Source organism: Actinomadura rubteroloni, from assembly GCF_002911665.1.
GTDB lineage: Bacteria > Actinomycetota > Actinomycetes > Streptosporangiales > Streptosporangiaceae > Spirillospora > Spirillospora rubteroloni.
This window is the reverse complement of record NZ_MTBP01000002.1, coordinates 1,563,291-1,577,544: the sequence shown is the minus strand read 5'-3', so window position 1 is coordinate 1,577,544 and position 14,254 is coordinate 1,563,291. Positions and strand designations below refer to the sequence as shown.

Annotated in this window: 10 protein-coding genes; 9 read left to right on the top strand and 1 reads right to left on the bottom strand. The window is 74.3% G+C overall.

The genetic code is table 11. From position 1 onward, the window contains the following. The first annotated feature begins 67 nt into the window (after positions 1-67). From BTM25_RS18660 to BTM25_RS18620, 9 genes are all read left to right on the top strand, one after another. A complete protein-coding gene (locus BTM25_RS18660; protein WP_103564134.1) occupies positions 68-1,075 on the top strand; it encodes a conjugal transfer protein in 1,008 nt (335 codons plus the stop codon). A gap of 162 nt (positions 1,076-1,237) precedes the next feature. Then, on the top strand, positions 1,238-1,501 hold the full coding sequence (locus BTM25_RS18655; protein WP_235828543.1) for a hypothetical protein: 264 nt from the start codon (positions 1,238-1,240) through the stop codon (positions 1,499-1,501). An 82-nt stretch (positions 1,502-1,583) separates the two neighbouring features. After that, positions 1,584-5,576: a TcpE family conjugal transfer membrane protein gene (locus tag BTM25_RS18650; protein ID WP_103564132.1), complete on the top strand. Its 3,993-nt coding sequence runs from the start codon at positions 1,584-1,586 to the stop codon at positions 5,574-5,576. Positions 5,577-5,688: 112 nt separating this feature from the next. Then, positions 5,689-8,190, top strand: coding sequence for an ATP-binding protein (locus tag BTM25_RS18645; protein WP_103564131.1), 2,502 nt, complete (start codon positions 5,689-5,691; stop codon positions 8,188-8,190). Next, the gene (locus BTM25_RS30725) at positions 8,190-10,583 is read left to right on the top strand and encodes a type IV secretion system protein (RefSeq protein WP_103564130.1); all 2,394 of its coding nucleotides are present in this window, start codon (positions 8,190-8,192) and stop codon (positions 10,581-10,583) included. The genes BTM25_RS18645 and BTM25_RS30725 overlap by 1 nt, the downstream gene beginning before the upstream one ends. After that, on the top strand, positions 10,580-11,209 hold the full coding sequence (locus BTM25_RS18635) for a hypothetical protein (RefSeq protein WP_103564129.1): 630 nt from the start codon (positions 10,580-10,582) through the stop codon (positions 11,207-11,209). The genes BTM25_RS30725 and BTM25_RS18635 overlap by 4 nt, the downstream gene beginning before the upstream one ends. After that, on the top strand, positions 11,206-12,267 hold the full coding sequence (locus BTM25_RS18630) for a C40 family peptidase (RefSeq protein ID WP_103564128.1): 1,062 nt from the start codon (positions 11,206-11,208) through the stop codon (positions 12,265-12,267). Before BTM25_RS18635 ends, BTM25_RS18630 begins: the two co-directional genes overlap by 4 nt. A gap of 86 nt (positions 12,268-12,353) precedes the next feature. After that, positions 12,354-13,052 carry a Mut7-C RNAse domain-containing protein gene (locus BTM25_RS18625; RefSeq protein WP_103564722.1) on the top strand — a complete coding sequence of 233 codons (699 nt, stop codon included), beginning with the start codon at positions 12,354-12,356 and terminating at the stop codon, positions 13,050-13,052. 332 nt (positions 13,053-13,384) lie between these two features. Beyond that, positions 13,385-13,762 carry a (deoxy)nucleoside triphosphate pyrophosphohydrolase gene (locus tag BTM25_RS18620; protein ID WP_103564127.1) on the top strand — a complete coding sequence of 126 codons (378 nt, stop codon included), beginning with the start codon at positions 13,385-13,387 and terminating at the stop codon, positions 13,760-13,762. Here the strand turns inward: BTM25_RS18620 and BTM25_RS18615 are convergent. Beyond that, positions 13,750-14,184, bottom strand: a complete 435-nt coding sequence (locus BTM25_RS18615; RefSeq protein WP_103564126.1) for a hypothetical protein — start codon at positions 14,182-14,184, stop codon at positions 13,750-13,752. The genes BTM25_RS18620 and BTM25_RS18615 overlap by 13 nt on opposite strands. Between the last annotated feature and the right edge of the window lie 70 nt (positions 14,185-14,254).

The following is a 14,254-nucleotide window of genomic DNA, read 5'->3' as shown; positions in this document are numbered from 1 at the left end:
GACGAACCGTTCCAACGGAAGCGGGCATCGGGGACGCGCCGGCCCGGGGCGAGGTGCGAGCGGAGGCATGATGGCGCGCAGGTCGGCCGTGCGGGACGGCCGCAGGACCGCCGAGGCGGACGAGTCCCGGACGGACGGGTTCGACCCGTCCGACGGCGTCTTCGATCCGCCCGAACCGCGCCGGGACCGGAACCGGGGCGGCCGGTGGGGCGGCTCGGGCGGCCGGTGGTGGGTGTGGCTCGGCCGCGCCGTGCTGTGGGCGCTGATCATCGTCATCGTGGTGAACGGGGTCCGGGCGCCGTTCGAGCGGTTCACCGCGTCCGACACGCCGTCGGCCGAGCGCACGGCCGCGCCCGGCAAGGGCACGGGCTTCCCGGCGAGCGCGGCGGGCGCGTTCGCGCTCCAGTTCGCGGGCGTCTACCTGAACTACGACCAGAAGTCCGGGCCCGCCCGCGAGGCGCAGTTGCGCGGCTTCCTGCCGGACGGCGGCGACGGGCAGTTCGGGTGGAACGGGATCGGGAAGCTGCAGGTCCAGTCCGTCCAGGTCGCCGGGGTGGACTCGCGCGACGCCCACAACGGCACCGTCACCCTGCTGGCGCGCAGCCAGGACAAGTGGTTCCGGCTCGCCGTGCCCGTCTACGCCGCGAGCGCCGACGCGATGGTCGTGTCCGCCCGGCCCGCGCTGCTGCCGCCGCCCGCCCGCGCCGCGCTGCCGGCCGGCGGCGTCCGCGACCGCGACACCGCCCTGGAGGACGAGCTGACGCCCGTCCTCGCCAAGTTCTTCCCCGCCTACGCCCAGAGCGACCAGGCGTCCCTGTCGCGGTTCGCGGCCGGGCCCGCCCTCACCGGGCTCAACGGCTCGGTCACGTTCGTGCAGGTCCGGGGCGTCATCGCGCCCAAGGGCCAGCCGGGGGAGCGCGTCGTCACCGCGACCGTGGCCTGGCAGGTCCCGGCGACCGGCGGCGGCGCGGGCGGCGGCGAGCTGGAGCAGGACTACCGGCTCGACATGATCAAGAAATCCGGCAACTGGTACGTCCGGGACGTCCGGGGCGTGACCGAACCGAGCACGCCGTGACCGCGCCCGCGACCCGCCCCCCGGCCGGTCCGCGCCGCGCTGAGCGGCGCGATTCCCGTCACCGGGCGCCGGTCCGGCACCATAAGGCACGTCCCCCGCGGGGCACCGTCCTCCCGACCACCGGCGACCCAGGAAGGTAGGCAGTCGATGCTGCACCACATCATGGCGTCGATTCCCCATGAGGTTCTGGCGGAGCCGAACGACGAACTGAAGACCGACCAGCTCGCCGACTGGCTGCGGGGCATCTTCGGCCCGCTGTTCCTCGTCATCGTCTCGATCGTCGCGATCTTCTTCCTCTTCACCCGGGAGATCACGCGGTTCGTCCAGTTCATCGTCCTCGCGATCGGCATCGGAGTGGTCTTCTATGTGCCCAACATCATCGAGACGACGGCCAAGGCGATCGCCAAGGCCCTCGGTGTCGACTGACCCGAGCTGACCGGCGGGGTCCCGGCGGGCGGGACGCGGCCGGACGGCCGGACCCGGCGGGCACAGTGAGGGGAGAAGACGCGTGGACCTGCCCACGTACACGAGCATCTGGCGCATCGAGCGCCGGATCTACAAGCTGTACGACCTGCGGCTCCCGATGCCGTTGCCGCTGGTCCAGATCGGCGTCTTCATCGGTGTGTTCGTCCCGTGGATCGTGCTGCTCACCGTCATCGGGATCCCGTTCCACCAGCCGTGGCACGTTCTCTACATCGTCCCGCCCGGCGTCCTGACCTGGCTCGCGACGCGTCCGGTCATCGAGGGCAAGCGGCTCACCGAACTGCTGCTGTCGCAGACGCGGTTCCTCGCCGAGCCGCGCACCTGGTGCCGTCTGACGCCGATCCGGGAGCCGCGCGAGGTCGTCATCGTCGCGCGCGTGTGGAGCCGCCCCGACCTGCCCGCGCAGGCCGTCGCGCCCGAACGCGCGGCCGTCAAGGAACGCCGCCGGTCCCGCCGCCGGACGACGGTCGAAGAGGCGCCCGAAGCCCCCGCGCTCGTGCCCGCCGCCGCCGGCACATCCGGCCCGCCGCCCCTGCCGCGCAGCGCGCCGCGCCCGGTCGTTTTCACCGAACCGGAGCCGCCCGCGCTCGAACCCGCCGAGCCGGAGCCCGTCCAGCGGCCCACGCCCGCGGCCGCCGCGCAGCAGCGTCGTCCGTCCGCGCCGAAGCCGTGGCGGCGGACCGACCGCGACATCTCCCACGAGGACGACGTACCGTCGCCCGCCTCGCACTCCGCGCCGCCAGCGCCGCCCGCGCCGGAGCCGCAGCCCGTCCGCGAGACCGAGACGGAGACCCGAAGCGGCACGCCCGCGCGCCCGTCCGGCCCGACGGGCAAGCGCGCGTTCGCGTCCGGAGTGCGCCGTCCGGGCGGCCACCCCGAGTTCTGGAAGGCGGCGGACCCGGGCGACGACGAGGACCCCGCGCGGCGCGCCCCCGAACCCTTGACGAACGAAGACCGCCGCCCGGCCGAGCCCGTCCAACGCCCACGCCCCGGCCTGGCCCGCAACCCCGCCGCGCCGGATCGCCAACCCTCGCCCGTCCCCGAGCCCCCCGTCCCCACCGCCCGCCGCCCACTCCCGCCCGAGCCGCCCGTTCCGGGCGAGCAGCGCCCGCTCGCGTCCGAGTCGTCGGGGCACGGTGGGCGGAGCTCGGCCGTGTCCGAACCGCCCGTTCCGGGCGAACAGCGTTCGGCCGCGCCTCAGTCGCCCATGCCGGGAGAGGGGCGCCCACTCGCGTCCGAGCCGCCCGTCCCGAGCGGGCAGCGCCCGCTCGCGTCCGCGCACGGTGGGCGGAGCTCGGCCGTGTCTGAGTCGCCCGTTCCGGGCGAGGGGCGCCCGGCCGTGCCTGAACCGCCGGTGCCGGGCGAGGAGCGCCCGCTCGTGTCCGAGTCGTCCGGACACGGTGGGCGGCGCTCGGCCGTGTCTGAGCCGCCCGTTCCGGGCGAGGGGCGTTCGGCTGCGCCCGAACCGCCGATGCCGGGGGAGGGACGCCCGGTCGCGTCTGAGTCGCCCGTTTCGGGCGGGCAGCGCTCGGCCTTGCCTGAGTCGCCTGTCTCGGGGGAGCGGCAGCCGGGCGTGTCTGAGTCGCCTGTGCCGGGTGAGGAGCGTCCTGACGGGGCGGAGGCGGGCGGGCCGGGGGACGAGTGGCGTCCTGCTCGGGCTGAGTCGCCTGTGCCGGTCGCGCGTGCGGAGGAACCTGTCGCTTCGCCTGGATCTCTGGAAAGCGCCGGTGGTCGGGTGGACGAGCCGGAGGTCGCGGCTTCAAGCGATGGGGACGAGCCGTCCAGTGCTTGGGCGGGTCGGGTGCGGCTTCCCCGGCCTACGCGTCCGGACATTCCGCAGCAGCCGCTGCCGCCGCCCGCGCCTGCGCCCGCGGAGGAGCTGGCGTTCAACGGCGAGCCCGGCGACGTCGTCGTCGCGGGTCAGCGCAAACCCGGGTCGGGGCGGAAGAAGCCGCCGGCGACGCGTCCGGACATTCCGCAGGTGCGACGGTCCGTCCCGCCGCAGCCGCCGGTCACGCGGCCGGACATCCCGCAGGTGCCCGGGGCGTTCGGCGGTGCCCGCACGCCCGCTGAGCCGTCCGCGCCGCTGGAGCCCTCCGCCGGTCCGGGCCCGGCGCGGCGTGAGCCGCCGCGGCCGTGGTCTGACGGGCTCTCGCGGCCCCGCCCGGCGCCCGCCGGGCCGCCGCAGGCGGCCGAGGACGACGACCCGCGCGTGTGGCCGCCCGGGCAGCGCGGCCCGCAGAGTCCGGGCCGTCCGGCCGCTCAGCAGCCGTCCGCGCCGCAGGGGCCGGGGACGCAGTACGGGCCGCAGGCCCCCGGGCAGGAGCCGGGGACGCAGTACGGTCCGGTGCCGCAGCCGTCCGCGCCGCAGCGCGCAGGGGAGCGGCGGCCCGAGCCGCCGCAGCCCCCGGCGACGCGTCCGGGGCAGCAGCCCGCGCCCGCGTCGAGCAGCGCGCCGCAGGCCGGTGCTCAGCGGCCTCCGCAGGACGACGGAGGGCGCTCCGGGCCGCAGCAAGGCCGTTCGCGGCCGGGCCAGGTGCAGCGGGGCGGAGGCCAGCAGAGCGGTGCGCCGCAGAGCGGGATGCCGCAGAGCGGTGTGCCCCAGGCGGGCGCGCAGCAGCCAGCGGAGGCCGGTGCTCAGCAGAGCGGGACTCAGCAGAGCGGTATCCCGCAGGTAGGCGCGCAGCAGCCCGCGCAGGCAGGGACGCGCCAAGGCGGCCCGCAGCAGGGCGGCCCGCAGCAGGACGGCCCGCAGCAGGACGGGACGCACCAGGGCGGGACTCAGCACGGCGGGACCCAGCACGGCGGGACGCGCCAGGGCGGGGCGCAGCAGGGTGCGCAGCGGCCTGGGCGGGGTGGGGCGCCGCAGGACGTGTCCGGGCAGGGCGGGGAGCCGTTGGAGGTTCCGCCGCCGTTGCCCTCGGTACCGATGCCGCAGCCGCCGCAGGAGCGGCGGGAGGCGCCGTCCGGGCCGCCGGGGCGGTGGGACGCGGACGGGGACCAGGAGGCCGGGGACGGGCAGGCGCCGCCGCGTGAGGGGCGGTCCGGGCCGGTGTCGCCGGTGCGGAGCCGGCCGTTGCCGCCGCCGCCCGAGCCGCCCGCGTCCGAGCCCGCGATCACGCCGCCGGGGCCCGAGCACGAGGTCACGCCGGGCGGGCTGCGGCGGCTCGTCCAGGCCGTCGGCGGCGGGCACGGCGAGGCCGACGCCGAGTACCAGCAGCGCATCCAGCAGACGTTCCACGGGACCCGGCACATCGTCGTGCTCGGGTGCACCGGCGGCGCGGGGCAGACGGTCACGTCGCTGATGCTCGGGCACACGTTCGCGCACCACAACGGCGAGCCGATCGTCGCGGTGGACGTCAACCCCGGGCCCGGCGCGCTCGCCCGCCGCACTCGCAGCGAGACCAACGAGACGCTGACCGGCCTGATCGCGCACGCCGACCAGGTGGGGAGCCTCACCGCGATGCGGCGGTACACGTCCCAGGCCAAGTCCGGCCTCGACGTCATCGCGGCGGGCAAGAACCCGTTGCAGGCGCTGGACGACCGCGACTACGCCACCGCGATCCGCACCATCGACCGCTTCTACTCGGTGACGCTGCTGGACGCGGCGGCCGCCGTCGTCGCGCGCGTCCTCCCGCACGCCGACCAGATCGTGCTGGTCGCGCCCGCCAGCGCCGACGCGCCCCGCGCCGTCGCGATGACGTTCGAGTGGCTGGACGGGCACGGATACGCCGAGTTGCGCTCCCGGGCCGTCACCGTCATCAACGGGGTCAGCCGGCGCAGCATGGGCGACGTCGAGCACGCCGAGTCGGTGGCGCGCGGACGCTGCCGGGCGCTCGTCCGGATCCCGTGGGACGATCACCTCAGCATGGACCGCGCGCCGAGGAACGAGCTGAAGTCGTTGCGCGCCCCGACGCGCCGCGCCTATCTTGCCCTCGCCGGCGTGGTCGCCGGCGGGTTCAGCGTCGTGCCCGAGCGTTACCAGGAGCTGCAGCAGGAGCAGGAGGCCACGCGATGACCGCCCCCCCACGCCCGCCTCGTCCCGGATGGTACGAGCCGGGACGGAGCGGTAGAGATACGTTGCGCGTCCGATATGGGAATGTGGCGTCCGCGCGCGACGGGGCGGCCCGATGAGCCGGGCGGCCAAGGCCCGGTCGAGCCGACTCGCCGTACGCTACTTCGACGACCGCGTCCTGCTCACCGACACCGCCGCGTGGGTCTACTTCCGGCTGCCGACCGTGTCGTACGAGTTCACGACGGGCGAGGAACGCGAAGCCCTCGCCACCAACATCACGATCGCGCTCGCCGGGATCCGGATGCAGGACGCCGAGATCCATCTGCGGATCGCGCACCGCACCTACCCGGCGGCCGAGTGGGCGCTCGCGCTGGACCGCACGTCCGACGGCGGGCCGGGCTGGCGCGAGTACCTGGAGGAGTCCTACGCGCACGTGTGGGCGAAGGACTTCTGGACGAAGGAGGTCTACCTCGGCGTCCGGCTCGGGCCGCGCGGGATGGGCGCCCAGCTCGGCGGCGGCGTGATCCCGCAGCTCCTCGGCCTCTACAAGCGGAGCGAGAACGTCCTCGGCATCGAGGACGACGCGATCGACGCCAAGGAGATCGCCCGCTGGCGCGACCAGGCCGAACGCGTCGGCCGGGCGCTCGGCGGGTCCGCGCTGTACGCCAGGCACGCGACGTCCACCGAGGTCGCGTGGCTGTTCCAGCACGCGGTGACGGCGTCGCTCGCCGATCCGCCGCCGTCGGCCGTCCCGCGCCGGACGTGGGGCAAGGGCGAGATCGAGGCGCTGGTCGAGGGCGCCATCCACAACGGCCGCTCCTACTTGCGCGTCGAGCAGCCGAACTTCACCGGCGCGGGCGGCGGCGCGACCGCGCAGTCGTACGTCGCGTACCTGTCGTTCGCCCGGTTCCCCGAGCTGATGCCGTTCCCGGACGGCGAGCCGTGGATGCACTACGCCGACGCGCTGCCGTTCCCGGTGGAGATCAGCTCGCGGATGAAGCTCGTCCCGCCCGCCAAGGCGTCCAAGGACGTGTCGCGCAAGCTCGCGCACGCCCGCGACATGGACCAGCACATCCGGGAGGCCGGGCAGGAGGCGCCGATCGCGCTCGCCGAGCAGATCGAGGCCGCCCGGATGCTGGAGCACGGCATCACCAAGGAACGCCTGCCGTTCGTGTACGGGTGGCACCGGCTCATCGTGTCCGCGCCCACCGAGGACCTGCTCGCCCAGCGCGTGGACGCCGTCGTCGAGCACTACCGCGACATCGGCATCGACGTCGTCAACTCCACCGGCGACCAGTTCTCGCTGTTCTGCGAGTCGCTGCCCGGCGACCGGATCCGGCTGAACGCCTACGTCCAGCGCCAGCACCTGCGGACGATCGCGGGCGGGATGCCGGTCGCGACCGTCGACCTCGGGGACCGTCCCGACGACGCGGCCGAGGGCTGGATCGGCCCGTACGTGGGGGAGACGCTGGGGCGGGCGCGGTCGATCGTCCACTTCGACCCGCTGGTCGCGGCGGCGCGGAACCGTCCGACGGCCGTCGCGATCACCGGGGAGCCCGGCGGCGGCAAGACCACGCTCGCGCTGCTGCTGCTCTACCAGATGGCGCTGCGCGGCGTGACGATCGCCGCGATCGACCCCAAGGGCGACGCCGAATCGCTCGTCCGGCTGCTCCAGGCGCGCGGACGCCGGGCGCGCATCCTGCCGCTCGGCTCGGCCGCGCCCGGCCTGCTCGACCCATTCTCGTTCGGCGACGACCTCGCGGCGCGCAAGACGATGGCGACCGAGACGCTGCGGCTGCTGCTGCCGCGCATGTCGGAGGAGCGCGAGTCGGCGATGATCCAGGCCGTCGGCGCCGTCGCCAACGCCGAACGGCCCTCCCTCGGCCGCGTCGTGGACTACCTGGAGGCCGCGGCGGACCCGGCGTCCAAGAACCTCGGCGCGGTGCTGCGGTCGATGTCGGAGATGCGGCTCGCGCGGCTGTGCTTCGACCCGTCCGGCGGGGAACGGATCGACACCGCGGGCTGGACGACCGTGTTCACGCTCGGCGGCCTCACCCTCCCCGACGTCGCGATCGGCCGCGAGGACTACTCCTACGAGCAGCGGCTGTCGGTCGCGCTCATGTACCTGGTGTCGCAGTTCGCCCGGCGGCTCATGCACGGGCTGGACCGGCGGCTGCCCAAGGCGATCTTCCTGGACGAGGCGTGGGCGATCACCTCGACGCCCGAGGGGGCCAAGCTCGTCCCCGAGGTCTCCCGGATGGGGCGGTCGCGCAACACCGCGCTGATCCTCGTCTCGCAGAACGCGGGCGACCTGTTGAACGAGCAGGTGACGAACTGTCTGTCCTCGGTGTTCTCCTTCCGCTCGTCCGAACGGGTGGAGGTGGGGAACGTGATGTCTCTGCTGGGGGTGGAGGCGTCCGACGAGCACAAGACCGTGCTGCGCAACCTCGGGAACGGCGAGTGCGTGTTCCGCGACCTGGACGGACGGGCCGGGCGGATCGGCGTCGACCTGATCTCGGCGGAGCTGCGGCGCTGGCTGGACACCAACCCGACCCGGTCCCATCCCGGACCGGCCGATCTGACGACCGCGGGGGCCGACGTCGAGGAGGTCCACTGATGAACCGGCCCCATGCCGCGCTCGCCGGCGCGGCGGCTCTCGCGCGCCGCGCGGGCCGCGGCCCGGCGGGCTTCCAGACGTCGCCCGGCGCCGGCCTGGACCCGCGCCGCATCGACCGAGCCCGCCGTCCGGCCCGCCGCCGTCCGCGCACCCGCCGGTCGGCGCTGCTGCTCACGCTGATGGCGCTGTTCCTGCTGAGCCCGCTCACGCCCGCGTCCGCGTCGATCCCGCTGCCCAGCGTGGGGGACGCGTGCCGTCCGGCGGACAATCCGTCGCCGGAGCAGTACGGGTCGGGGACGGACGGGCTGATCAAGCCGCCCGACTACCCGAACGCGAAGCTGCAGAAGACGCCCGCCCAGAACCTTACGTACTACGACCGGTACGGGACGGCCGGGCAGAGCTGGTACGCGGTCGACATGGGCTGCTCGGACGCGATGGCGATGATGGGCAACGCCCTCGCCAACACGACGTTCACGCTCGTCCGCGCCATCGACCGGACGACGATCAGCGTCTACCAGGCGGCGGCGTCGGAGTCGCTGCTCGGCTGGCTCAAGGGCACGATCGACGACGTCATCAGCAGCATCGGCAAGACGTTCAACACCCGCTACTGGTCCTGGGTCGTGATCGTCGGCGCGATCACGCTGGCGTGGTGGGGGCTCGTCCGGCGGCGCGCGAGCAAGGTCGTGGAGGGCGTCGTCTGGATGGTCGCGGCGATGGTCGCGCTGATCTGGCTCGTCTCCCGTCCGGCGGACTTCACGACGCTCGGGACGAAGGTGTCGGAGGCGACGAGCGCGGCGTTCAACGCGGCGCTACCGCAGAGCAGTACCAAGGGCGGGACGTGCGTTCCGACACCGGACGGTAAACCGGACCCGTCCACGTCCGCGAACACCGATCCGACGACCCGCAACGCCAACGGCCTGTGGGTGGCGCTGGTGTGCAAGCCGTGGCTGATGGGCGAGTTCGGGACGACCGATCCGAACGCCGCGATCGTCAAGGACAACGCGGACAAACTGCTCTGGTCGCAGGCCGTGGACCTCCCCGAGACCTACGGCGGGCAGAAGGTCGACCTGGCGAAGAAGGCGGACGCGTACAAGGACGTCACCAAGAACATCAAGGATCAGCACGCCGGCGCCTACCCGCTGTTCCAGGGCAAGAACTGGACGAGCCGGCTCGCCGTGGCGTTCGGCGCGCTGTTCGCCGCGCTGGTCGCGGGGCTGCTGATCCTCGTCATCGCGATCGCGCTGATCGTCGTGAAGATCTCGTTCCTGCTGCTGCTGGTGGCCGGGCCGATCTTCCTCGGCATCGGCATCCAACCGGGCATCGGCCGCGTCATAGCCATGCGCTGGCTGGAACTGCTGCTGTCGATGCTGCTCAAACAGGCGGCGCTGATCGGTGTGCTCGCGCTGCTGCTGTGGGCGTACGGGCTGATCCTCGGCGAGACGCTGCCGTGGGGCCTGCAGATCCTGCTCATCGCGCTGGTGACGTTCGCGGCGTTCGTGTACCGCAAGCCGTTCCAGCACCTGTTCTCGGCGGTCGGGTACTCGGCGGTCGGCGGGCGGGAGAAGAGCGAGGCGCTGCTCGACCGGTCGGCGTCCGAGGCGCGCAAGAACACGGCCGGCGTGGTGACGGCGGTGGTGCCGGGCGCGGCCGGATACCGGCTCGGCCGGGCCGGGAAGCGGGACGGCGCCGTCGAGCCCGCCACGACGGACGCGGCGGACCGGCGGACCGGCGTCGCGGCGGCCGGCGCGGGCGACCCGCAGTCGCCGGACGCCGCGCCCGTGCTCGCCGCCAAGCCGAAGGGCGGCGCGGCGGGGCAGGGGCGTCCGCGCAAGTCGGCGCCGCCGCTCAACCTGCCGTCCCGCGCGACGACCGCGCCGGACGGGGGCGGCACGACGGCGCCGCGCACGACCGGCGGCGGGACGAACGGCAGCGGCGGCGGGATCGGCGGGATCGTGACCGGCGGACGGTCGTCCGGCGCGGGCGGCGGATCCGGCGACGGCGGCTCGGGCGGGTCGGGGAGCGGTTCGCCGCGCCCGCCGTCCTGGGGACGCGGCGGCGGCGACGGGAACTCCGGCGGTGGCGGCAAGAGCGGCTCCGGGAGCGGCGGCGGCGGTCGCGGCGGGCGCAACGGCTCGTCCCCGGCGCGCGGCGGCGGCAAGGACCCGGCCTCCGGCGTCCCCCGGCAGCGCGGCGGCTCCGGCGGCGGCAAGAGCGGCGGCGGCTCGGGTGGCGGCAACAGCGGCCGCAACGGTGGCGGGAACAGTGGTGGCTCGGGCGGCGGTAACGGTGCCGCTCCGCCACCGTTGTGGGCGTCGCGGCGGACGGGCGGGGGCGGTGACGGTGCGCCGCCGATGCCGTTCTGGCTGCGTCCGGTCGACGGCGACGAGCCATGAACCTGAACGACCGGCAGCGCAGGATGCTGTTCGGCGGGCTGGTGGTCGTCCTGGCGGCGATCGGCGTGTACCTGACGGTCGCGCCGTCCGGCCACGACGACGAGGCCGAGCCCCGGCCGACGGTGTCGTCGGCGCCGACGGGCCCCGCGTCGCCGCCGCCCGGGATCTCCGGGACGGTCGGGTCGGGCCCGTTCGACATCTACCGGCTGCTGCCGTTCTCCCAGCAGGAGTTCGGCACGGCCGCCGACGCCGCGCAGCGGTTCGTCGCCGCGTACGGCACGTACCGCTATGACGAGCCCGCCGACGCCTACCTGCGGCGCCTGGCCGGGCTCGTCACCGACGACCTCGGGAACCAGCTCCGGCAGGGCGCCGCGTCGCCCGGCCTCCAGCAGGAGCGGACGGCGCACAAGGTCGTCGCGACGAGCGGCGCCACCCTGGACCGCATCAACGACATCGGCGATAACTCGCTCATCTTCCTGGTGACGGCGAAGCAGGAGGTCACCCGCGACGGCCACACGGCGCGGACCAGCCAGCAGTACGCCGTGACGGTCTCCCGCGACGGCGACGCGCTCAGGGTCTACGCGTTCGAGCCCGCGGGCACCGGGCAGCAGGGGGACACCGGATGAGCCGGCGGCGGCTCGCGGTGACGGCGGCGCTCGTCGCGGTCGCCGGACTGTTCTCGGCGCTCCTGGTCGTCCCGACGCTGTTCGGCGCGAGCCAGTTCCTGTTCGGCGGGAGCGGCGCGGGCAGCGGCGACTGCACCGACACCTCGTCCGCCGGCGCGCAGCCCGCCGCCGCGACGGAGGCCCGCGCGATCCCCGCCAACTATCTCGACCTGTACAAGAAGGCGGGCCGGGAGTACGGGCTGCCGTGGAACCTGCTCGCAGGGATCGGAAAGGTCGAGACCGACCACGGCCAGTCGCGGTCGCCGGGCGTGTCGTCCGGAGAGAACTACGCGGGCGCGGGCGGCCCGATGCAGTTCCTGAAGCCGACGTTCGACGAGTTCGCGGTGGACGGCGACAAGGACGGCAAGAAAGACCGCTACAACCCTGCCGACGCCATTCCCACGGCCGCCAAATACCTCAAGCACAACGGCGCCCCCACCCGGACCCGCACGGCCGTGTTCATGTACAACCACTCGTGGGACTACGTGAACCTCGTCCTTTCCTGGGCGAAGAAGTACGCGAACGGGAACTACACGCCCGTCCAGTCCGGCGGCGTGGACTGCAAGGACGACGACCTGCCGCCCGAGGCCACCGCGCTCGTCCAGCGCATCCTGGCGTTCGCGCTGGCGCAGCGCGGCAAGCGGTACATCTTCGGCGCGACCGGCCCGGACGCGTGGGACTGCTCCAGCCTCATCCAGGCCGCCTACCGCAGCGTCGGGCTGAGCATTCCCCGGACGACGTTCGAGCAGTGGCCGTTCGGCGTGAAGGTCAAGAAGGGCGAGGAACAACCCGGCGACCTGGTGTTCTTCAATTCCGGACCGGGCACGTCGTCCGACAATCCCGGGCACGTCGGAATGGTACTGCGCAAGGGCATGATGGTCGTGGCGAGCTGCTCGACGTGCAGCCCGAACATCGGCGTGAAGTCCTACCGCAGGCCGGACTGGGTCGGGGCGACGCGTCCCCTGGCCCGCAAGGACTTCCAGCAGAAGGTCACCCAGTTCGTCGCGCAGGGCGGCTGAAAACCAGGACGGACCGCGCGGCGCCGCATGGCATCCTGGGCGCCGTGGCCGAAGAGATCACGGTGTCGGTGTCGGGCGCGCTGCTGATGTTCCTGCCGTCGTCGCGGCGGGCCGCCGAGACGCGGCTCGCGCACGACGGGACCGCGTCGCTGGGACACGTGGTGGAGGCGCTGGGCGTGCCGCTGCCGGAGGTCGGGGAACTGGTCGTGGACGGCGTCCCGGCAAGTGGGAGACACCGGCCCGCGCCCGGCACACGCGTCGAGGTGCGTCCGGTGGCGCGTCCGCAACGTGTGCCACTGGCCGAGGGTGAGGACGCGCCGAGCTTCCTGCTGGACGTCCACCTCGGCACGCTCGCCCGCCGGATGCGCCTGCTAGGGCTGGACACGGCCTACGACAACGACTGCGACGACCCGTCGCTCGTCCGGTGGGCGAGCGCCGAGCGCCGCGTGCTGCTGACACAGGACCGGGGCCTGCTGCGCCGCCGGGCGCTGTGGTTCGGCGCGTACGTGCGCGGCTCGCGCCCCGACGACCAGCTCGACGACGTCCTGGACCGGTTCGCGCCCATCCTGCGCCCATGGACGCGCTGCACAGCCTGCAACGGCCCCCTCGTCCCGGTGGACGCGGCGGACGTCGCGGACGCGCTCGAGGAGGGCACCCGCCGCACCCAGACCGCCTACGGCCGCTGCGCGGCCTGCGGTCGGATCTACTGGCGCGGCGCCCACGGCGAGCACCTCGCCGCGATAGTCGCCCGAGCCGAACGCATCGTCGCCACCCGAACCCCGTGACTGCACCCCCCACGCCCACGCGCCCCACGCCCCCACGGGTGCCACGGGTCTGGTGTCTTCAAGTGTTACGCGTCACATGTTCCTGCGCGCCCGGTGGGTCGCGTGTTGCCACGCGTTCTCACGCGGGCGAGCGCCAGCGAGTCCGCGGGAGAACGCGAGCGCGCAGGCTGCACCGCAGCGAGCTCTGCGAGCGAGGATGCTGCGTGCGCGCCCGGCGGGGGGTTCCAGGGGGGTCGCTCCCCCTGGGCGAAGGAGCCGCTCCCCCTGGGCAGACGAGCTGCTGCCCCTGGGGGACACGACATGATGGCGGCGAGGAAAGTGGGTGACGCGGGGTGATAGTGGTCGGTGCGGCGATCATCGCGGACGGGCGGTTGCTGGCGGCGCAGCGGGCGGAGCCGCCCGCGCTGGCGGGCGGCTGGGAGTTCCCGGGCGGCAAGGTCGATCCGGGGGAGAGCGACGAGCAGGCGCTCGTGCGCGAGTGCCGGGAGGAGCTGGGCGTCGGCGTCGTGCTCGGCGACCGGGTCGGCGGGGACTGGCCGCTCGTGCTCGGCGGCGTCCTGCGGGTCTGGACGGCGCGGCTGGAGGACGGCGAGCCGCGCGCCCTGGAGCACCGGGAGCTGCGCTGGCTCACCGCCGGCGAGCTGCACGACGTCCCGTGGCTGCCGGGCGACCGGCCGATCGTCGACCTGCTCGCCCCCTACTTGGACTGAAGGCGGGGCGCGAGGGCCGCGGTGATCGCCGCGGTCAGCGCCTCGTCGTGGGACAGGCCCTGGGAGAGCTGTGCGCCGAACAGGCTCCCGAGGTCGGTCGGCAGCAGCTTGAGCAACTTGAGCAGCTTGGCGGCGATGTCCTGGAGCTGCGCGGACGTGAGCTTCTGGACGTCCGCGACGAGCTTCTGCAGCCCGTTCATGTAGTCCCCGGCGAGGATCAGCCGCGCGTCGGCCTGGATGTTCGCGGGGAACGCGGTGAGGACGAGCGCGAGCAACTGGTCCGCGGAGGGCAGCGGCGCGGCCTGGACGGCGATCCGTCCGGCGGGCGGCGGTACGGCGCCCGCCGGGGCGGCGACGGCCGCGACCGGCAGCAGGGCGGCGGCGGCCGTGGCCGCGACGAGGACGGGCTTGCGGAACCTCACCGGAACTCCTTCGGGCGGAGGGACGAACACCGGTGCGCCGGAACGGCGTTCACGGACTGCGCCGGAGCGT

What these genes read in the sequence shown, in the direction of transcription:
- BTM25_RS18660 (WP_103564134.1), top strand. Translation starts at nt 68, where the DNA reads ATGATGGCGCGCAGGTCGGCCGTGCGGGACGGCCGCAGGACCGCCGAG.
- BTM25_RS18655 (WP_235828543.1), top strand. Translation starts at nt 1,238, where the DNA reads ATGGCGTCGATTCCCCATGAGGTTCTGGCGGAGCCGAACGACGAACTG.
- BTM25_RS18645 (WP_103564131.1), top strand. Translation starts at nt 5,689, where the DNA reads ATGAGCCGGGCGGCCAAGGCCCGGTCGAGCCGACTCGCCGTACGCTAC.
- BTM25_RS30725 (WP_103564130.1), top strand. Translation starts at nt 8,190, where the DNA reads ATGAACCGGCCCCATGCCGCGCTCGCCGGCGCGGCGGCTCTCGCGCGC.
- BTM25_RS18635 (WP_103564129.1), top strand. Translation starts at nt 10,580, where the DNA reads ATGAACCTGAACGACCGGCAGCGCAGGATGCTGTTCGGCGGGCTGGTG.
- BTM25_RS18630 (WP_103564128.1), top strand. Translation starts at nt 11,206, where the DNA reads ATGAGCCGGCGGCGGCTCGCGGTGACGGCGGCGCTCGTCGCGGTCGCC.
- BTM25_RS18625 (WP_103564722.1), top strand. Translation starts at nt 12,354, where the DNA reads ATGTTCCTGCCGTCGTCGCGGCGGGCCGCCGAGACGCGGCTCGCGCAC.